18 protein-coding genes and 1 pseudogene are annotated in these 19785 nt (G+C 74.6%); 5 read left to right on the top strand and 14 right to left on the bottom strand.

From position 1 onward, the window contains the following. Nucleotides 1-1339: 1339 nt before the first annotated feature. From D450_RS0126745 to D450_RS0126730, 4 genes are all read right to left on the bottom strand, one after another. Nucleotides 1340-1981: a sulfotransferase family protein gene (locus tag D450_RS0126745; RefSeq protein ID WP_017541692.1), complete on the bottom strand. Its 642-nt coding sequence runs from the start codon at nt 1979-1981 to the stop codon at nt 1340-1342. Beyond that, nucleotides 1969-3306, bottom strand: coding sequence for a cytochrome P450 (locus D450_RS0126740; protein ID WP_017541691.1), 1338 nt, complete (start codon nt 3304-3306; stop codon nt 1969-1971). The genes D450_RS0126745 and D450_RS0126740 overlap by 13 nt, the downstream gene beginning before the upstream one ends. A 125-nt stretch (nt 3307-3431) precedes the next feature. Continuing rightward, the gene (locus D450_RS35685; RefSeq protein WP_394296684.1) at nt 3432-3515 is read right to left on the bottom strand and encodes a cittilin family RiPP precursor; all 84 of its coding nucleotides are present in this window, start codon (nt 3513-3515) and stop codon (nt 3432-3434) included. 181 nt (nt 3516-3696) lie between these two features. After that, on the bottom strand, nt 3697-4194 hold the full coding sequence (locus D450_RS0126730) for a hypothetical protein (RefSeq protein ID WP_017541690.1): 498 nt from the start codon (nt 4192-4194) through the stop codon (nt 3697-3699). A gap of 109 nt (nt 4195-4303) precedes the next feature. Here D450_RS0126730 and D450_RS0126725 point away from each other — a divergent pair, with 109 nt between their 5' ends. Continuing rightward, entirely contained in the window at nt 4304-4858 is a 555-nt protein-coding gene (locus D450_RS0126725; protein ID WP_017541689.1) for a PadR family transcriptional regulator, read from the top strand. 64 nt (nt 4859-4922) lie between these two features. Here the strand turns inward: D450_RS0126725 and D450_RS31425 are convergent, their stop codons facing one another. The 3 genes from D450_RS31425 to D450_RS34210 form a co-directional block, all read right to left on the bottom strand. After that, nucleotides 4923-5741, bottom strand: a complete 819-nt coding sequence (locus D450_RS31425) for a TetR/AcrR family transcriptional regulator (RefSeq protein WP_152520929.1) — start codon at nt 5739-5741, stop codon at nt 4923-4925. Nucleotides 5742-6104: 363 nt separating this feature from the next. Further along, nucleotides 6105-6320, bottom strand: a complete 216-nt coding sequence (locus tag D450_RS34215; RefSeq protein ID WP_193789694.1) for a hypothetical protein — start codon at nt 6318-6320, stop codon at nt 6105-6107. Between the two features lie 150 nt (nt 6321-6470). Then, entirely contained in the window at nt 6471-6689 is a 219-nt protein-coding gene (locus D450_RS34210) for a hypothetical protein (RefSeq protein WP_017541686.1), read from the bottom strand. A gap of 220 nt (nt 6690-6909) precedes the next feature. Here D450_RS34210 and D450_RS0126705 point away from each other — a divergent pair, with 220 nt between their 5' ends. After that, nucleotides 6910-8526, top strand: a complete 1617-nt coding sequence (locus D450_RS0126705) for an FAD-dependent monooxygenase (protein ID WP_017541685.1) — start codon at nt 6910-6912, stop codon at nt 8524-8526. A 153-nt stretch (nt 8527-8679) separates the two neighbouring features. Here the strand turns inward: D450_RS0126705 and D450_RS0126700 are convergent, their stop codons facing one another. The 7 genes and pseudogenes from D450_RS0126700 to D450_RS0126675 all read right to left on the bottom strand — a co-directional run bounded on the left by D450_RS0126700 (nt 8680) and on the right by D450_RS0126675 (nt 16220). Next, nucleotides 8680-9441, bottom strand: a complete 762-nt coding sequence (locus tag D450_RS0126700; protein WP_017541684.1) for an SIR2 family NAD-dependent protein deacylase — start codon at nt 9439-9441, stop codon at nt 8680-8682. Nucleotides 9442-9780: 339 nt separating this feature from the next. After that, nucleotides 9781-9915: pseudogene (locus tag D450_RS35680) on the bottom strand (IS481 family transposase); the annotation flags it as partial. A gap of 295 nt (nt 9916-10210) precedes the next feature. After that, nucleotides 10211-11659, bottom strand: coding sequence for an FGGY-family carbohydrate kinase (locus D450_RS0126695; RefSeq protein ID WP_017541683.1), 1449 nt, complete (start codon nt 11657-11659; stop codon nt 10211-10213). Beyond that, nucleotides 11656-12714 carry a 2-hydroxyacid dehydrogenase gene (locus D450_RS0126690; RefSeq protein ID WP_017541682.1) on the bottom strand — a complete coding sequence of 353 codons (1059 nt, stop codon included), beginning with the start codon at nt 12712-12714 and terminating at the stop codon, nt 11656-11658. Before D450_RS0126690 ends, D450_RS0126695 begins: the two co-directional genes overlap by 4 nt. Nucleotides 12715-12743: 29 nt before the next feature. Beyond that, nucleotides 12744-13268: an RpiB/LacA/LacB family sugar-phosphate isomerase gene (locus tag D450_RS0126685; RefSeq protein ID WP_017541681.1), complete on the bottom strand. Its 525-nt coding sequence runs from the start codon at nt 13266-13268 to the stop codon at nt 12744-12746. Between the two features lie 490 nt (nt 13269-13758). Continuing rightward, on the bottom strand, nt 13759-15534 hold the full coding sequence (locus D450_RS0126680; protein WP_017541680.1) for a dihydroxyacetone kinase family protein: 1776 nt from the start codon (nt 15532-15534) through the stop codon (nt 13759-13761). Continuing rightward, nucleotides 15531-16220, bottom strand: coding sequence for an HAD family hydrolase (locus tag D450_RS0126675; protein ID WP_017541679.1), 690 nt, complete (start codon nt 16218-16220; stop codon nt 15531-15533). The genes D450_RS0126680 and D450_RS0126675 overlap by 4 nt, the downstream gene beginning before the upstream one ends. A gap of 116 nt (nt 16221-16336) precedes the next feature. Here D450_RS0126675 and D450_RS0126670 point away from each other — a divergent pair, with 116 nt between their 5' ends. The 3 genes from D450_RS0126670 to D450_RS0126660 all read left to right on the top strand — a co-directional run bounded on the left by D450_RS0126670 (nt 16337) and on the right by D450_RS0126660 (nt 19598). Next, the gene (locus D450_RS0126670; RefSeq protein WP_017541678.1) at nt 16337-17128 is read left to right on the top strand and encodes a DeoR/GlpR family DNA-binding transcription regulator; all 792 of its coding nucleotides are present in this window, start codon (nt 16337-16339) and stop codon (nt 17126-17128) included. A gap of 120 nt (nt 17129-17248) precedes the next feature. Continuing rightward, entirely contained in the window at nt 17249-18613 is a 1365-nt protein-coding gene (locus tag D450_RS0126665) for an MFS transporter (RefSeq protein WP_017541677.1), read from the top strand. A gap of 82 nt (nt 18614-18695) precedes the next feature. Next, complete coding sequence (locus D450_RS0126660) at nt 18696-19598, top strand: sulfotransferase family protein (protein ID WP_017541676.1); 903 nt, start codon at nt 18696-18698, stop codon at nt 19596-19598. Nucleotides 19599-19785: the final 187 nt, after the last annotated feature.

Here is a 19785-nt window from a genome sequence, read left to right as displayed (position 1 = left end):
CGGATGGCGGGCACCTCCCCGTCCGCCACCGACGGCGAAGCAGGAGGCCCGCCCCTCTCAGGGGCGGGCCCTGAACGGGGGAACGTCACTCCCCTGCTGCGCTCCAGGAGCCGGTGCCGTAGACGAACCCGTGGTCGGTGAACACGTCCGGGTCGCCCTGCTCGAAGGCGGTCCCGGCGGCCACGGCTCCCCCGCCCGGGACGGTGGCCACGTCGGCCATCGACAGGTCGTACTTCTCGTCCGACAGCGGCTGCCCGGTGGTGGTGCCGTCGGCGGCGACGTGCACCATCACCGGGTTCCACCCGCGGTCCACCACCCACAGGCCGCCGTCTCCGGCGTCGGCCACCGCGGTGTAGGAGCCGGACTCCCCGCCGGTCTCCACCGTCCACTCCCTGCCGTCGTAGCGCCCGACGAGCGGCCGGTAGTGGTTCATGTCCTCGCCGTCCTTCCAGAACAGGTGGCCCACCGCGACGACGTCGTCGGCCGAGCGGGCGAGGACGTCGGTGAAGACCGCGTCGGACTCGCCGGAGGGCAGGTCCACCTCCGGGACCTCCATGGGGCTCCATCGCTCGCCGTCCCACCGCTCGGCGCCGGGCTGCCCGTCGTCCCGGGAGCCGACCGCGAACACCGCGTCCGGCCCTGCGGCCGCCACCGCCTGGGACACCGAAGGGGCCGGGTAGTCGCGCCAGATCTCGCCGTCGAAGAACACCGCGCGGTCGTAGCCGTCCACCGGCCGGGACAGCATCCAGACCGCGTCGGTATCGGCGGCCGCCAGATCGGTGGGGTGCAGGGCGGGGTCGATCCGCGGGGCGGTCCAGGAGCCGCCGTCGCGGTGCAGGACCACGGCCTGACCGCCGGGGGTGGTGCCGGCCGCCCACACCTGGCCGCCGACCGCGTCGGCGGCGTCCGGCTCGACGGTCGCGCCCTCGGGGACGCCCTCCGGGGTCCACTCGGTGCCGTCCCACCGGTGGATCCGGGTGGCGCCGGGGCCCTGGGCGCTGTCGTCGCCGAAAGCCCACACCGCGTCGGGGCCCGCCGCCGCGACCGCGGTGAACGAGCCGCCGTCCTCGGGCGCCCCGTGGACCTGGCGCCACTGGGCCGCGTCGGCGTGGGCCGGACCCGCCAGTGCGGTGGCGGCCAGNGCCCCCCCCCCCCGCCGTCCCCGCACGCCGTGCCTTGGTGACCTGGGGGGTCGAATCCGCCATTCCTTCACTCTCCGCTCAACAGGCGACACGTATCATCACGTATGACGCCCGTCACGCCGGACGCGTTGGCGCGGCCGGTGAGAAAATCGGGCCGTATCCGCCGGTTCGTCGGTGTTCCCGCCCCCTGGCGTCTTCTATCGGCGGCCGATGCGCCGCCGCACGCGCGCGTGGAAGTCGGCGGCGCCATTGCTCCGGGGGTAGGGGGTCCCGGGCACCGGCACTCCGAGGAAGGAGCACAGCGGCCCCCATCCCTCCTCGGCCCGGAACACCAGCAGGCGGTCCCCGGGAACGGCGGCGATCACGCGCTCCCGGTGCTCGGAGAAGACCGACAGCGCGTGGGATCGCTCCTCGAAACGGCCGTGGAAGGCGCCGTCCCAGATGAGCTCTTCGGCGAAGGCGGCGACCTGTGCAGTGTCGCCTTCCAGGCGGCGCCGCCTCCCCTGCTCGTCGAACCGGCTCAGGTACAGAGTGCGGTAGGCGCTGCGGTACCAGGCCTCGGGATCGCGATCGGTCAGGACGACACGCGCCCGGGGAAAGGCGCGCACCAGGTCGCCGACGAAGGCGCAGCCGGGCCAGCCGAGCGTCGAGGCGTAGCCCGCGACGGCGCGGCCCACCGATTCGCGCCCGGCCGCGGCATCACGCCAGGCACCCAGGCGCTCCGGGCGGTCGTAGAGCTCCCCCATGTGGAAGACGGGGCCGAATCCGAGCAGCGCCAGGGCGGTGTGCAGGGACATCGTCCCGGTCCTGCCGAACCCGGCGCCGATCACCCCGACCATCGCGCTCCTCCCGGACGCTCCTTGCGCACGCGGGCCCACACGCCTCTGGGCTGCAGAGCCAGGGTGGCGCGGGGCCGCACCCCGTCGGGGTCGACCGGTTCGAAGCGCACCCGGGCCCGCAGTTCGATGGCGATCTCCTCGATCTCGCTCAGGGCCATGGACGCGCCCAGGCACCCGCGCGCCCCGGCACCGAAGGGGAAGTAGGCATAGCGGCGGGCGGGTCCGGCGCCGTCCAGCCACCGTTCGGGGCGGAAGCGGTCGGGCTCGGGGAACCAGCGCGCGTCGCGGTGGGTGACCCACTGGCTCAGGCCGATGACCGTCCCCTCCGGGAGCCGGTACCCGCCGAACTCGACGGGCCGCACCGCGACTCTGCTGACCACCCACGCGGGCGGGTACAGGCGCATCGCCTCCTTGGCGGCCGCGGCGGCGTAGCCGTCGGCGCCCGCCCCGCGCGCGGAGCGTGCCAGGCCGGCGTCGGCCTCGGGGGCGGTGCCCAGGCAGTGCACCAGCCAGGTCAGGGCGTCGGCGGTGGTCTCGTACCCCGACATCAGCAGGGTGGCCAGCTCGTCCCGGATCTCGGCGAAGGGCGCGCGGGGCCGCTGTTCGACGAGCCTGCCGAGGGCCGTGGCGCCGCCGTCGGGCTCGTGCTCCCCGACGATCCGCCGCAGGGAGGAGTCCAGCGCCCGCATGGCGCGGCGCAGGGAGAGGTTGACCGGCGTGGGCATCCACGCCGGCAGCCGGNCCCCCCCCCCCAGCCGGACGGCGCCGGCGGTGAGGCGCATGACGGCGGCCACGGCGTCGGCGAGCGCGTCGGCGTCGGCGCCGAGGGGGCGCCCGGTGATGTGCACGGCTCCGACCCGCATCGCCAGCCGGGACATCTCCTTGTGGACGTCGACGGTCTGGCCCTCGGTCCAGGAGTCGGCCGTGCGGGCGGCGGCGTCCCGGGCGCAGGCCCGGAGGCCGACCAGCCGTTCGCTGCGGAAGGCGGGCTGCAGGCGGCGCCGTTTGCGCTCCCAGTCCTCGCCCTCGCTGTTCATCATGGCCAGCGGGAAGCCGGTTCCGCTCCGTCGGCGCTCCCCGGGCCGCACCTTGACCAGGGCCCGGTCGCGGTCGACCAGCACGCGGCCGACGTCATCGGGGTGGGCCAGCAGGACGTTCGCCGGGGTGAGCGCGACGGTGTCCCCGTACTCGTGTGCGCAGCGGGTCAGGAACCCCAGGGGGTCGACGGCGAAGTCGGCGGCGTTGGCGGCGCCGCTTGCGCGGGAGGGGCCCGGCGGGCGGCGGTCGTGCGGGGACGGTGCGGAAGGTGTGGGCGGGGCGGGCATCCCACCTCCTGCTGCGGGCCGGTGCACGGAGCGCGGGGTGCGTGCGGGGCGCGTGCCGCGGGGGTCGGAGAGCGCGCGGGCCGGGCTCGCCCCCGCGCCGCGGTTCAGCGGAAGGTGAGGAGGGATCAGTAGTAGATGTAGGGCCGGGTGAGGCGCTGCTTGTCGACGATTCCGAGGGCGGCTGCGACGCGGTAGGCGACTCTCTTCACGGAACACCTCTTCGCTCGGGCCCGGACTCCCTTGTCATCCGGACGTCGGTCGCCGTTCGGGCGGTCGTCTCGCCCGGGCGACGCGGACAACCTACGCGGGAGGGCGCGCCCGCGGCCATGGCGGCGAGGTGAGCATCGCCTGTCCGGCGTCCCCCTGTCCTCGTGGACGGCCTCCGGTCCCTCACGCACCCGCGACCGGCCGCCGCTCGGGGGACCGGCGCCAGGGCATCAGCGCCCGGTGCCGGGGGCGCACCGTGCCGGCGGCGACCATCGAGCGGTAGACGACCAGCGGGGACCCCACGAGGGTGGGGAGGAGCCAGGCGAGGACGGCGCCGTCGGAGAACTGCACCGCGACCGGCGTCGCATAGGCGATGACCGTGGACATCATCAGCACGAGGTGGGCCCTGTACCAGCCGCGCACCGGTCTGCGCCAGGCCAGGTACACCCCGGCCGCCCCGGCTGCGAGGGTGGCCGTCGCGATGATGCCGAGCCACCACATCGCGGGCGCGAACGGCAGGAGCGCGTAGGTGGTCACCGCCACCGCCACGACGGTCGCGCCGAAGACGCGGCCGGCGACGGTGTGCGGACCGCGGCGCTTGCGCGCGGTCAGGGCGGTGAGGGCGGCCGCCAGGCCGACGGTGCCGGCGGCGATGTGCAGGACGAGCAGGAACGTGTGCATGGGACCCCCGGCACGGTGGAAGGGCGGGCACGCCCCCCGCGACAGTCCACTGTGGACTGTTGCTACCTCAGAATGGACCTGACACAGTGGACTGTCAAGGGGGTGTCGCATGAACGGACGCCGGACGGCCAAGGACGCGCCGCACGGGCTGAACAACACGGCCGCCTCGCTCCTGGGCTTCCTGCACGAGCGGCCGATGACCGGCTGGGACCTGGTCGCCGCCGCCGAGCAGCTGATGGGCGACTTCTGGTCCATCACGCGCAGCCAGGTCTACCGGGAGCTGTCCACGATGGCCCGGGCCGGGCTGGTCGAAGAGGGCGAGCGCGGGAAGCGGGACCGGCGCCCCTATGCGATCACCGAGGCGGGCCGCACGGCCTTCGCCGACTGGAGCGCGGCGATGCCGGGCGAGGAGGCGGTGCGCTTCCCCCTGCTGCTCATGCTCACCCTCGGCCGGCACATCCCGCGCGACCACCTCACCGCGGCCGTCGAGCACCACCGCGCGCTGCACGCCGAGCGCCTCGCCGAGTACGAGGGGCAGGCCGAGGGCATGTCCGACCCGTACGCGGCCGCGACGCTGAGCTTCGGCATCCACTACGAACGCGCGGTGCTGGCCTGGTTCGACGACCTTCCCGAGGAGATCACCCGCGGCGCCCGGAAGGACTGAGAGCGCTCCCCGGCCCGGCCCGGCTCGGCGTCCGGCGCGTGGCGCGTGCGCCACCGGCCGCCGGTCAGGCCCCGGTCCCGCGCTCCGTGCCGCGCTCTGCTACCGCGTGTTCCGTCTCGCGATCCTTGTCACGCTCGGCCGCGCGCTCGATACCGGCGATGATCGCGTCCAGGCCGAACTCGAAGGTGCGCATCACGTCGCCGCGCTCCGGCGACAGGCCCGCCATCACCGCCGCCAGGTGCGGGAACATCCCCTGTGGAAGCGAGCGGAGGTAGCCCGTGATCTCACCGACCCTGCGGGCGACGTCCTCCGCTCCCGCCCCCGAGGCCAGGCCGCCGTGCACCTCCTGCTCGAAGGCGAACGCGGTGCCGTAGAGCGCCAGCAGGTCGCCCGCCGCCCCCGCGGCCTCCGGACCCATGCCACCCGCGCGCAGGATGCCGAGCTGGGCGTCCATGTGCGCCAGGAGCCGCGGCGTGGTCGGGATCACCGTGCGCATGGCGATCTCGGCCGACCCCGGGTGCTCCATCAGCACCCGTAGCTGCAGCAGGGCGTGCTCGCGCAGCTGGTCCCGCCAGCGGGCCGGGTCGGGGACGGGGACCGGGACGCCGGCGAAGACCTCGTCGAGCATCAGCTCGTGCAGGTCCTGCTTGTCGCGCACGTGGGCGTAGAGCGAGGCCGGCCCGGTGTCCAGGGCCTGGGCGACACGGCGCATCGTCACACCGGCCGGCCCCTCCTCGGCCATGATCCGCAGCGCCGCCTCCACCACCGCGGCGGTACTCAGCGGCCGCCGGGCGGTCGGACGCGGCGCCTTGCGCCACGGCGGCACGGGGACCGTGGGGCTGTCCGGCCCCGAAGAGCCGGAGGCGGACGGTGACGCGTTCACGGCGAACAGTGTACTGGCGCGAACACCGTTCGGCCCCGCTCCGCGGTGCCGCGGGGCACGGCACCGCCATTCCGCGGTCAGGGAGCGGTCGGCGCCGGACGGACGAGGGCTCAGATCCAGTGCGATTCCCTGGCGATGCGCAGCGCGTCGACCCGGTTGCGCGCCCCCGACTTCACCACCATCGAGGAGATACGATTGCGCACGGTCTCGTCCGACGGGCACAGGCGCGCCGCGTCCGGGACACCTACCGCCAGGGACTCGAAGCGGTGGTCGACGGGCTGCTCGGCCGCGCCTGACCCCGTCGCAGGCCCGCCGCGCCACGGCGTCCGCCCATCACAGGGGGCCGGACACCGAAGACCTGGCTCACCCGGACGCCCCACCGCCGAGGACCTGGGCCCACAGCGCCTTCTTGTCCGTCTTGCCCACCGGGGCCAGCGGCAGGTCGGTGCGGACCACGAGGTGGTCCGGCAGCTTGTAGGCGGCGACACCGCGCGCCGCCAGCGCGGACCGCACCTCGCGCAGCGTCGGCGGCGCCCCGGCGTCCCGGGGCACCACGCCCGCGCACGTGCTCTCCCCCATCAGCACGTCGGGCCACGACCCCGGCCGCGGCGATCCGGGGGTCGTCGCACAGCTGATCCTCCAGCTCCTTGGCCGGGACCTTCCCGCCTCCTCGGTCGACCACGTCGCTGATGCGCCCAACCACCTCCAGGTACCCCTCGGCGGTCCGCGTCACCAGGTCACCGGTCCGGAAGTACCCGTCCTCGGTGTAACGGAGCCGGTTGTGCTCGGGCGCACGTCAGTGGCCGCGGATCGTGTAGGGACCGAGATCCCCTCGACGAACTCGACGGCCGATCCGGCGATCCGCCCCATGGCAGCGTCCAGGGCGTGCTGGTCGCGGCGCCCGCCCTCGGACATGAGCACCAGGTGGAGCGCGGTGCCGAGCAGCACCGGGACCAGGGCGAGCAGGGTGAGCCGTTAGTCGACCAATAGCAGGTAGACCAGGCTGACCAGCGGCACCACCACCAACGAGGTGGCCTGCGCCATTCATTTCCTCCGCCGCCCCTCGGGGCCCTGCGCGATCCGGCACACCCCTTGCCACGAACGGTGTTCGCCTTTAGAACAGTATTCGTCTATCGAACAATGTTCGTCACCGATCGCGAGGTCCGCCATGACACGCACCGAGCACGCCCCCGTCCTGATCGTCGGCGCCGGCCTGGCCGGCGCCTCGGCGGCGATGTTCCTGGCCCTGCACGGGGTGCGGGCGCTGGCCGTCAGCCGCCACCCCGGCCCCGCCGACCAGCCCAAGGCCCGCGGCCAGTCCTGGCACACGATGGAGGCGCTGCGCATCGCCGGGGTCGCCGAGGCCGTGCGCGCGGCCGGGTTCGACGCCGGCCGCTCCATGTCCATCGTCATCGCCCGCACCCTCACCGGGCCGGTCCTGCACGAGATCATCGGCGAGGACTGGCCCGACTGGTCGCACATCACCCCCGAGCGGATGGGCATGGCCAGCCAGGAGCGCACCGAGCCGATCCTCATCGAGCGCGCCCGCGGCCTCGGCGCAGAGGTCCGCTTCTCCACCCGCCTGGACTCCTTCGAGCAGGACGACGGGGGCGTGGTCGCCCACCTGCACGACCTGGCCACAGGTGAGGGATACCGGGTCCGCGCCGGGCACCTGGTCGCCGCCGACGGTTGGCGGGGCGGGATCCGCGACGCCCTGGGCATCGGTGCCCCGGGGCGCGGCACCATCTCGGCCTCCCTCGCCCTGATCGTCGAGGCCGACCTGGAGGAGGCGATCCAAGGGCGCGAGTTCAGCCTCCACTACCTGCAGAACCCCGACATGGCAGGCGGCGGCGGTGTGTTCACCACCACCGACGCCCCCGGGCGCTACGCCTGCGCCTTCGGGCACGACCCGGAGTCCGGGAAGAGGGCCGAGGACTACACCGACGCCGAGTGCGCGGAGCAGGTGCGGCTCGCCGCCGGCATCCCCGACCTGGACGTGAAGGTCCTCGCCAAGGACACCACCGGCACGGCGCACGCGGTGGCCGAACGGTTCGGCCTGGGGCGCGTCCACCTCATCGGGGACTGCGCGCACACCATGCCCCCGCACGGCGGGCAGGGGGGCAACACCGCCGTGATGGACGGCTTCTACCTGGCCTGGAAGCTGGCGGCGGTGGTGCAGGGCTGGGCGGGTCCGGGGCTGCTCGACTCGCACGACGCCGAGCGCCGACCCTATGGGCGGATGATCGCCGACCAGCAGTACGCCAACCTGGTGCGGCGGCAGTCACCGCACCTGGCCGACGGCACCGAGGCCGAGCCCGTCCCGCCCGAGCGGCTGCTCTTGGGCTACCGCGTCCCCGACGGCGCGGTGGTGCGCGAGGAGGGCGACGACGGCGCCCTGACCGAGGACCCGGCCGCGCCCACGGGGCGCCCCGGTTCGCACGCACCGCACGTGTGGCTGGAGCGCGACGGGACGTCCCTGCCGGTGCTCGACCTGTTCGGCAGGGGTTTCGTCCTCCTCTCCGAGGACCCCGCGTGGGTGCCGGCGGCCGAGCGCGCCTCCCGGCTGCTGGGCGTACCGCTCCGCGCCGAAGTGGTGGGCACCCCCGGCTCAGGGACCGCGCTGACCGACCCGCGAGGGCACTGGCGTTCGCTCTACGGGATCTCCGCCGAGGGCGCGACCCTCGTGCGCCCGGACCGCTTCATCGCCTGGAGGACGTCGGCCCCGGCCGATGAGGAGGGGTTGGTCGCGGCTCTGAGGACCATCCTGTGCCGGGCCGATGCGTGACCGTCACCGACGATTCGGGATCCGGCCATCGTCGACGGCCGGGCCCGGGATGGAGGGAGATCCTCGTCGACCGGACGGGCGCCGAGTGCGCTCGGCCGGTCGTCCGAGCCGTGTCCGCAGCGTGCGCCGCGGGCTCCGATCGGCTCGACGGCCTCAGGTGGTGGCGTGCACCAGTGCCGGGACCACCTCGCCGATCGGGTCCCGGAGGACCGCGGAGGCCGCCTCGTCATAGGGGGTCGGCTCTGCGTTGACGACGATCAGGGTCGCACCGGCGCTCAGGGCGACGTCGCACAGGCCCGCGGCCGGATGGACGGTCAGCGAGGTGCCGACGGCGACGAAGACCTCGGCGTCCTCGGCGGCCTTCGCCGCCTCCTCGATCACGTCCGGATCGAGCCTCTGTCCGAAGGAGATGGTGTCCGACTTCTGGATCCCTCCGCACTCCAGGCAGTGCGGGTCGGACTCCTCGTCCAGGCGCTCCAGGACCTCGGGGGCGGGGGTCCGCAGGCCGCAGGCCGTGCAGACGACCCGGTGCATGGTCCCGTGGACCTCGACGACCTGGTCGTCGGGGACGCCCGCCGCCTGGTGAAGGCCGTCGATGTTCTGGGTGATCAGACCGCTGAGGCGCCCCGATCCGGCGAGGTCGGCCAGCGCGTGGTGGGCGGCGTTGGGTTCGGCGTCCCAGGCCGGGTGGTCGCGGCGCATCAGCCACACCTTGCGGCGGACGTCGGCGTCGGACATGTAGGTGTCGTAGTCGAACATCGCGGCCGTGGCGGGGTCCTTGGTCCAGACCCCCTGCGGGCCCCGGAAGTCGGGGATCCCGGAGTCGGTGGAGATCCCCGCGCCGGTGAGCACGGCGACCCGCTCGGCCCCGCTCATCATCGCCTCAGCCGCCGCGAGGGTCGGTCCGTCGGCCATGGGTCTCCACCGCTCTCCGATTGACGCCGGGGACGCCCGAACGGCGGTCGTGTGAAGGGGCCGCCGCCGAGGCGGCGCCCATTCTGCCACCGCTCCACCGCCCCGGCGACCGCCGGTGCGGGATTCCCTGACCGCCCTCACCCCCGAAACGGCAGAGCTTCCGGACGCCTCACCGCTCGTCTCAGCGCCGGCCTCACCGGCCGGCCGGACCTGGGGCGACCACACTACGGACCGAGCCCTGCGAACGACGAGCGGGCCCCGGAGCGGACATCCCGGAGCAGTCCCCGGGCCCGTGAAACGGAAGGCGCCCGTTGTCCGGGGAACAACGCAGCACCCGGCCATGCCCGCCGTGCCGCGGTCGCGGTAGCGCTCGACGGCCCGGCGCAGGGGCCATCCGCGCTCGACGATGCAGCGGGCCAGGGCAAGGCGCCCGTTGGGGGCCGGTTTGGCGATGTGGTGGGTAGTGCCGGGCATCGAGGGCCTTCCGGGGCGGTGGGACGTCAGACATCCACACCGACACCGGAGGTCCTCTTCGTTCGTCTCGACCGGGGTCGGTGTAACCGACCTCAGCGGCCAGTACAGCTGGCGCGTAGGCCGTCTCCTATGGGCGGCGCCTTCTCCCTGCGCCCTGACCGGCGGAAGTCGGCCCCGACCGCGAAAGCGATACCACTCCGGCGGGAGCGACGTCCGGCCCCCGGTGGGCGTCCCACCTGAGCGTCGCGAAGGGACAGGCCCCTCCCGCCGGGAGAAGGGCCTGTCCTTCAGCCGGCTAAGCGGCCCAGGCGGTGCGTGCCAGGTCGAGGGAGGACCGGTACTCGGTGTAGGCGTTCTGGTAGAACTCCGTCCCCTCCTCGGTCGGCTCGACCGTTCGAGCCGCCGCCCACCAGCGCTCCTCGTCCACCGGTTCGCCCAGCGCGCGGGCGCACGCGATCACCGCCCCGCGCGCACCCACCCCCGGGTCGTCGGGGATGGTGATGGGGCGCCCCAGCACATCGGCGAAGATGCGCGTCCACTCAGGGGAGCGCACCCCGCCCCCGCAGGCGTACAGGTTCCCGTCGAGCCCCGCGGCCTCCAGGCAGTGCCGGGCGGCGAACGCCACCGACTCGCAGAGCGCCCGGATCACGTCCGCCCGGGTGTTCTGCAGGCTCAGACCGGTGAAGCGGGAACGCGCCGCCGAGTCGACGAACGGTGCACGCTCCCCCGACTCGGCCAGGAACGGCAGCGCCCGCACTCCCCCGGCGCCCCTGCCGGACTCGGCCAGCAGCGCGTCGGCGTCCTCGACCCCGACCCCCACCAGCTCGCACGCCCAGTCCAGTCCGGCGGTGCCGACCATGGCCGCCATGGCCCGCAGGTACCGGTCGCGGTCGGGCAGGGCCAGCATCATGCCCGCGGGCTCGCCGTCGGGGTCGAACGCGGGCCCTGACCGGAGCACCTGGCAGGCGAGCGTCGTGCCCGCGATGAGCACCCCGTCGCCCGGCTCGCGGACCCCGGCGCCCATGGCGCAGGCGGGCATGTCGAACGGCCCCGCCGTGACCGGCAGGCCTTCGGGCAGGCCCAGCAGTGCGGATCCGGCGGCGTCCAGGTGCAGCACGGTCCCCGGAGCCGCGGGCTCGGCGAGCAGCCCGCGGCGGTGCCCCAGCCCGCACGCCTCCAGGGCCTCGTCGTCGTAGCGGCGGGTGCGCGGGTCCAGGAACGGCAGCGAGGCGTCGGAGACGTCCACGGCCACCGTCCCGGTCAGGCGCTGGGCCACCGCGTCCACGCAGTACCCGGCGACGGCCGCGGCCTCCAGCGACTCGGGCTCCTCGGCGTCCAAGTGGGCCAGCAGCGCCGCCGCGCATCCGGGGAAGACCCCCGAGCCGGTGCGGGCGAAGACCCGGCGGGCGGTGCCGTCCCGGTGCCACTTGGCGACCAGCGCCGAGGCCCGCCCGTCCAGCCAGGACACGGCGGGGCGGACGGCGCGGCCGCGCTCGTCGCGCAGCCACAGCCCGTCGCCCTGCCCGGTCAGCGCCAGGGCGGTGACGGGGGCGGGGAGCCCTGAGGCGACCTCGCGCACCACCCGGGCCACCGTGCCCAGGACTTCCTCCAGGTCCTGCTCGACCCGGCCGCCGGGCAGGCGGTCCAGGCCGCTGGCGGCGCCGGCCTGGGCGACGGAGGCGCCGTGCCGGTCGAAGGCCACCGCCTTGGTCAGCGACGTCCCGATGTCCACCCCGATGATCATGGCCGGTCCCGGACGTCGGGGTTGGCCAGGTGGGCCTGGGCCTCGCCGCGGCTGTAGCGCCCGACCTCGGCGGCGACGATGCGGGCCGCGCGCTCGGCGGTCTGGCGGCTGCACCCGGCCAGGTGCGGGGTGGCGATCACGTTGGGCGCGTCGCGCAGGGCCCAGTCGGCGGGCGGCGGTTCGACGTCGTAGACGTCCAGGGCCAGGGCGCCCAGGCGGCCCGAGCGCAGCGCCCCGGGCAGCGGCGCGTAGTCGAGCAGCCCGCCGCGCGCGGTGTTGACCAGCACGGCGCCGTGCGGCATCAGCGCCAGCCGCTCGGCGCCGATCAGGTGGTGCGTCTCGTCGGTGAGCCGGGCGTGCAGGCTCACCGCGGTGCTGCGGCGCAGCAGGTCGTCCAGGTCGGCGGGCTCGGCGCCGTCGGCCCGCACTTGCCCGGGGTCGGCGTAGGGGTCGCTGACCAGGACGCGCGCACCGAAGGCGACCAGCACCCGGGCCACGCGGGCGCCGATCGCGCCGTAGCCCACCAGGCCCACGGTGCTGTTCTCCAGCTCCACGCCGGCGTTGTCGTAGGCGTAGAGGTCGCCGCGCCAGGTGCCGTCGCGCAGCAGCTCGGCCGAGGAGCCGGGGATGCGGCGCAGGGCGGCCAGGATCATGCCGACGGCGAACTCGGCCGCCGCGGCGGCGTTGCGCCCGGGGGCGTAGGTGACGGCGACCCCGGCGGCGGTGGCCGCCTTGAGGTCGACGTTGACGGGCCCGCCCCGGCAGACCGACACCAGGCGCAGGCCGGGCGCGGAGGCGAAGACCTTCTCGGTGAAGGGGGCCATCTGGGTCACGGCCACCTCGGCCCCCTTGAGGGCGTCGATGACCTGCTCCTCGGTGCCGCTCGCCTCGTGCACGCCGCCCACGGGCCCGAAGGGCTCGACCGGCCAGGGCAGGTCGAGACGGGAGACCTCGGGGGCGCCCGGGGCACCGGGGGCGGTGCCGAGCTCGGCGCGGACCGCATCGGCGAGCAGGTCGGTGCGGACGAATTCGTCTCCAGCAGCGAGTATGCGCAAGGTGGTGCCTCTCTTGCCGTGCGGCCGACTCAGGCGCGGCCGGCTTCGTAGGAGTCGATGCGGGCGACCTTCTCCGCGCTCGGCGAGTTCTCGTCGAAGGTGTGGCCGAGCCATTCGGTGAGGATCTTCTCAGCCGCGTGCGGGCCGATCACACGCGCCCCGAAGGTGATGACCTGGCAGTTGTTGGACTTGATGGACCGCTCGGCCGAGTAGGAGTCGTGGGCGACGGTCGCGCGGATGCCGGGCACCTTGTTGGCGGAGATCGCCACGCCGATGCCGGTCCCACAGACGAACACCCCGCGGTCGGCCTCCCCGCGGGCGATGCGCTCGGCCCCTTCGAGGGCCGGGACCGGGTAGGCCAGGTCGTCGGAGGCGTCGGTGACGCCGACGTCCTCGACGCTCGCGACCCTGGGGTCGGCGCGCATGAGGTCGCGCAGGCGGTCCTTGAGCCCGACGCCGGCGTTGTCGGCGGCGACGACCACGCGCAGGGGGCGCGCCCCGCCGTCGCCGCCGGCCGCGTCGGCCGGTGCTCCCGTGTGCGTTTCCGCGGTCATCGGTCACCTCCAAGGCGGTCCCCGGCCGGAGCCGGGGGAAGACGTCTCATGCTGCTGGTCGGTCGTTCGGGTCGCGGCGCCCGCCGCTTCGGGGGCGGGTGCCGGGACGGATGCCGGGGCGCGTGCGCCGGAGGGGCGGGGCCGGTCAGGGGCGTGGCCCCGTTTCGCCGGGCGGCCGAAGGCCGACCGGAAGGGGCACGCGCCGTGCTCGGGGCGGTGGCCGCCGGAGTGGTGTCGCTTCCCACCTCTGGGATCAAGACGGGGAAGAGGGGACTGCGCACGGAGCCGCGTCGATCCGCCTCACGGCCCCCTGCCGACTCACGGCCCCCCGGCCGGCGGACCGCCCACCCGCCGGGCAGGCGTGGACCACCGGACGCCGTTCCCTCCCGGCGGACGCCATCGCCCACCGGACCGGAGCGGGCCAGGGTGCGCCGGCCCGGAACGGCCCTCGCCGCGCCCCGGCGGAACGGGGCCGGGTCGAGCGGGCGGGTCACCCCCGGCTCCCCTCGCCCTGCGCCCCGGTCGTCGCGGGCCCGTCGGTCCGTGCGGCCGCCGCTTTCAGCGCCACCTCGGACACGGCGGTCACCAGGTGGGCGAAGGAGGTGGCCCCGGGGTCCGGGTGGCCGTGGCTGCGGGCGGCCAGGCGGGCCGCCCTGCCCTTGGCGGGGGTGAGGCCGGCGGTCGCGAGCGCGGCCTCCCGGGCCTCCTCGGCGGCCGCGGCCCAGCAGGCGGCGGCCTCGGCCGCGCCCGCACCGGGAGGGGACGCCTCGGCGCCCTTGCGCAGGATCCCGCGGAACGGGTCGATCGCATCGAGCATGGTCTTGTCGCCCGGGCGGGCGCCGCCCAGCTCGGTGAAGGCCGCCACGGCCCGGTCGACGGCGTCGGCCAGCGCGCCCGGGGTGATGCCGGCGGCGTCATTCCCCTCCAGGCCGGCGCCGGTCTCGGCGAGCAGGACCCCGTACAGCGCCCCGGAGGCGCCGCCCGCCGCGTCGGCGAACGCGGTCCCCGCCGCCAGCAGGGCACCGGAGACCGGCTCCCCGTCCGCCTCGGCCGCGCGCGCGGCGGCCACGGCCGCCCGGATGCCCCGGGTCATGCCCAGGCCGTGGTCCCCGTCGGCGGCGACGGCGTCCAGGCGTCCCAGCTCGTCCTCGGCCTCTTCGAGGCGGACCATCGCCGCGCTCAGCGCACGGTCGACCGGACCCGCGGCGGCCTGGTCGTCGGGGCGCTCCAGTCCGGCATCGACGGTGCGGACCGGTTCGACCGGCTCCAGGCGCGCGCCGGTGCTGCGGTAGCCGGGGGTGTCGCAGGGCGCGGCGTACAGCTCGGCCAGTTCGTCGTCGAGCACCATGACCGACAGTGACAGGCCCGCCATGTCCAGGGAGGTGACGAACTCGCCCGCCTCGGTGTGCACGGGGAGGAGCCCGGCGCCCGCCAGGCGCTCGTGCACCCGGGCGCAGACGGTGAACATCTCCTCGTACTTGGTCCGCCCCAGGCCGTTGAGCAGGACGGCCACGCGCCCTTGGGAGGGAAGCTCGGGCAGGAGGCCGTCGACGAGTTCGTCGGCCAGTTCCTCGGCGCCCAGGCGCCCGACCGTGCGCACCCCGGGTTCGCCGTGGATGCCCAGACCCAGCTCCATCGCACCGTCGTCCACGGTGAACAGCGGCCCGTCCGCCCCTGGGAGGGTGCAGCCGCCGAACGCGACGCCGAAGGTGCGGGTGGCGGCGTTGGCCCGCTCGGCGGCGGCGTGCACCCCGGCCAGGTCGTCGCCCCGCGCGGCCGCGGCTCCGGCGACCTTGAAGACGAAGAAGTCCCCGGCGACGCCGCGCCGGCGCCCGGCCTGCTCGGCGGGGCCGCTGGCGACGTCGTCGGTGACCAGGACCGTGCGCGAGTCGATCCCCTCGGCGGCCAGGCGGCGCGCGGCCAGGCCGAAGTGGAGCACGTCCCCCTGGTAGTTGCCGTAGCCGAACAGCACCCCGCCGCCGTCGTCGGCCTCGCGCGCGGTGCGGTAGACCTGCTCGGCGCTGGGGCTGGTGAACACGTCGCCCACCACGGCGCCGTCGGCCAGGCCGGGGCCGACGAGCCCGGCGAACGCCGGGTAGTGGCCGCAGCCGCCGCCGATGACCACGGCGACCTTGCCCGTGCGGGGGCGTTCGCGGGCCACCACCCCGTAGGCGCCGGGGACCTTGCGGACCGTGCGCCCGTAGGCGGTGGCGAAGCCGTCGAGCCAGTCGCGCTTGAAGGTCGCGGCCCGTCCCAGGACCGTCATCGGTGCACCCCCTCGGTCTCGCGCTCGCCGTCCAGGCGGGCCAGCAGCAGGCCGCGGGCGGCGACCGCGCCGTCGGCGACCTCGGCGGCCAGGTCCAGGGCGTCGGGCTTGGGCGGGTAGGCGGGGTTGGGGACCGCGATGACGGTCAGCCCCGCGGCGGCCGCGGCGCGGATGCCGTTGCTGGAGTCCTCCACGCCCAGGCACTCGGCGCCGGTGCGGCCGAGCCGGGAGGCGGCCTCCCGGTACACGTCGGGGCTGGGCTTGCCCCGGGCCACCTCGGCGCTGGAGACGGTGGCGGTGAAGGCGTCGGCCAGGCCGTGGGCCTCCAGCGCGGCGTCGATCACCGGGCGGGCGGCCGAGGAGGCCAGGGCCACCGGGACCCGGGCGGCGGCGTCGCGCACCATGGCGGCGGCGCCCTCCAGCAGCGGGGCGCGCCCTTCGGCGACCGCCGCGACCAGGCCGTCCACCACGGCCGTCTCGGCCTCGGGCGCCCGGTCGGGGACGCCGCAGGCCCGGGCCAGGTAGGCCGCCCACTCGGGGGCGCTCTTGCCCTGGCAGGCGGCGGTGTACTCAGGCGTCCACCGCACGCCGTGCCGGGCGGCGTAGGCCGTCCAGTTCTCCTCCCACAGGTGTTCGCTCTCCACGATGACACCGTCCATGTCGAACACCACGGCGGCGAAGGCCATGTCAGCAACCCCTCTCACAAACTCAACGGGAAATTAACACGCCTTCTGTTATTTGTCACCACCGATCCGGCGCCGCATCGCACGCGGTCCCGCCCCGATGCGCGATCCTGGACCCCATGAACAAGGAGACGCCGAGCGGCAGCACCCGCTCCCGCAACATCCGCCAGCAGCGGATCACGGACTACGTCATCAGCCGGGGGTCGGCATCGGCCGCCGAGCTGGTGGAGCTGACCGGGGTCAGCCTCATGACGGTCCACCGCGACCTGGACGAGCTGGCCCGGCGCGGCCTGCTGCGCAAGTTCCGCGGCGGGGTGTCGGCGCTGCCCTCGACGGTGTTCGAGAGCAACGAGGAGTACCGGCGCCAGGTGCACGTGGAGGCCAAGGCGGCGATCGCGCGCCGGGCGGTCGAGCTGGTCGAGCCGGGCATGTCGGTGATGCTCGACGACTCCACCAGCGCGCTGGAGGTGGCGCGGCTGCTGCCACAGGTGGGGCCGCTGACTGTGGCCACCAACTACCTGCAGGCCATCGAGGTGCTCAAGGGCGCCGAGGAGGTGCGGCTGATCTGCCTGGGCGGGGACTACTCCTCCACCCACGACTCCTTCAACGGCATGGCCTGCATCGAGGCGGTGGAGCGGCTGACCGTGGACGCGGCGTTCCTGTCGACCTCGTCGATGACCGCCGAGACCACCTACCACCAGGAGCCCGAGATCATCATGGTCAAGCGCGCGATGATGGCGGCCGCGCGCACCCGGGTGCTGCTGATGGACTCCAGCAAGATGCCCCGGCCGGCGCTGCACCGGCTGGCCCCGCTGGCCGACTACCACCGCCTGGTGGTGGACGAGGGCGCCCCGTCCGACCTGGTGGAGGAGGCCCGCCAGCACCTGCCGGTGGACGTCGCCCCCCTGTGAGGGCGCACCGCAGGGCGCCGGGCGGGCCTCGGGACGCCCCGCGGAAGGATTTCGCTTTCACATATTGCGCGTTAAGTTAACAAGGTCCATGATGTGCTCCGGATCTCACCTGGAGGACACATGACCGCAACTTCACCGACGGCGGCCTCCCCCGCCCCGAGCGCGCTCTCCCGGTGGCTCGACCGGGTCGGCGTGCCCGTCCCCCTGGCGCTGGGCTACCTGGGCCTGCTGATCTTCATGATCGGCGACGGCATCGAGTCCGGCTTCATCACCCCCTTCATGGCCGCCAACGGCGCCGGAGACGACGTGCACGCCTCCTACGCCGTCACCGTCTACGGCGTGGCGGTCATGATCGCCTCGTGGCTCTCGGGGGCGCTGTCCCAGCTGTGGGGGCCGCGCCGGGTGATGATGATCGGCCTGGGCATCTGGCTGGTCTTCCACGTCGCCTTCCTGCTGGCGGCCGCCTCGCAGAACTACCCGATGATGCTGGCCGCCTACGGCCTGCGGGGCTTCGGCTACCCCATGTTCGCCTTCGGCTTCCTGGTCTGGATCACCGCGGTGGCGCCCACGGTGCGGCTCGGCGCGGCCGTCGGCTGGTTCTACTTCGCCTTCACCGGCGGCCTGCCGACCCTGGGCTCGCTCGTCGCCAGCGGGACCAACCCCGTCCTGGGCCACTACGGAACCCTGTGGCTGTCCCTGGGCGTCATCGCGCTCGGCGGCGCCGTGTGCCTGCTGGGGGTGCGCGAGCGCACCGGGTACTCCCGCATGGCCCCCGAGGGCGTCAAGCCGGTGCAGAGCCTGATGTCGAGCATGGCGATCGCCTGGCGCAACCCGCGCGTGGGCATGGGAACCGTGGTGCGCATCATCAACACCGCGCCCCAGTTCGGCATGCTTGTGCTCTTCCCGAGCATCTTCGCCGAGGACATCGGCTTCGGCGAGGGCCGCTGGCTGCTGCTGGTGTCGGTCATCTACGGCACCAACATCTTCTTCAACCTCATCTTCGGCCTCGTCAGCGACCGCCTGGGCTGGCGCCACACGATCTTCTGGTTCGGCGCGCTGGGCTGCTCGGCCACCATCCTGCTGCTGTACTACGTCCCGATGGCCTTCGGCGCCGACTACTACTGGCTGGCCCTGATCGTGGGCGCCATGTACGGTGCGACCCTGGCCGGGTTCGTGCCCATCTCGGCGCTGCTGCCCTCGCTGGCCCCGGAGAACAAGGGCGGCGCGATGGCGCTGCTGAACTTCGGCGCCGGCGGCGCCACCTTCGTCGGGCCGGCACTGGTGAGCCTGCTGCTGGTGCCCTTCGGCGCGGGCGGCGTGGTGATCTCCTTCGCGGTGCTCTACCTGATCGCGGCGGCGATGACCTGGTTCCTCAAGGAGCCGGCCGCGCCCGCCGACACCGCCGCCAGGGCACGGACCGGCGACCGAACGGCAACGGATGTGACACGGGAGACACCCCCGACCGAATCGGCCTCCCCCCGCTGACCAGCGGCGACGCCGATCGGACGGGAGAAACGGCGGCGAGGTGCGCGGCAGAGTCCGGCAAAGAGTGTAAAAATCGACCTACATGAAGCAGCCGCCGCACATCCTCGTCGCGAACGGGACGAAGGTCAGGCGCCCGGTGTTCGTGCTGGGCGCCCCCCACTCGGGGACCGACCTGCTCGCCCGTGCACTCGGCCGTGCGCCCGGCTTCCTGGTGAGGGCCGGGCACACGGCCGTCATGAACGCCGTCTACACGGTGGCGCGGCGCCCCTCGCTGGCCGAGGAGCGCGCCTCGGGCACCTCCGCCCTGCTGCGGGACGCGTTCGCCGAGGCGTGGAGCCTGACCCCGCCCAACTGCCCGTTCTGCCCGGGCACCCGCTTCCCGGCGCGCGAGGCGGCGTCCCCGTGCCGCCACGCCGGCGGGATCACCGCCTACGGCGACGCCAGCCCGGACCTGCTCTACAGCGCGCCCGCGCTCAGCGCCGCCTTCCCCGACGCCGCCTTCGTGCAGATCATCAGGGACGGCCGGGACGTGGTGGCGGAGATGCTGGACGACGAGCGGTCGTTGGCCTGGTTCCGCCCGGGCGCCGTCCGCATGGAGGGCGAGCCGCCCCACCCCTTCTACGGGGTGGAGGACGAAGAGGAGCGCGACGGGTACACCTCGCTCTCCGACACCGCCAAGTGCGCGATGCGCTGGCGGGGCGCGGTGCGGCTGTCGGCCCGCCTGCGGGGCGAGTTGGACGCCGAGCGGCTGATGACGCTGCGCTACGAGGATGTGGCGGGCAAGGAGGTCGAGACGGCGGAGCAGCTGCGGGCCTTCACCGGGGCGCGGGTGTCGGCCGTGGAACTGATCCGTGAGGAGTCGGCCGGTCCGCCGTCCCGCACCCGCCTGACGACCGACCAGCACACCGAGATCCGGTCGGTGGCCAAGACCGAGCTGTCCCGCCTGGGCTACGGGGAGAAGAAGTCCCGCTCGGCACGGGCGTGAACGGCACGCCGGACCTCAGCCCCCCTCCACGCCGTCGCGCCGGTCGACGGCCGGAACGGTCCGGCCTTCCCGGTGACGACGCCGGAAGGGAACAGGGCGGCGCATCACCGGGTGAGAACGTTCCCGCACCGTTCCCGCCCCTGCCGCTCCCGGACGACCGCCCCTTCACGACCACGACTCCATCCAC

The sequence above is a fragment of the Nocardiopsis halophila DSM 44494 genome (assembly GCF_000341245.1).
Lineage (GTDB): Bacteria > Actinomycetota > Actinomycetes > Streptosporangiales > Streptosporangiaceae > Nocardiopsis_A > Nocardiopsis_A halophila.
The sequence above is the reverse complement of the archived record's forward strand: the minus strand, read 5'-3'. Positions and strand labels throughout refer to the sequence as shown.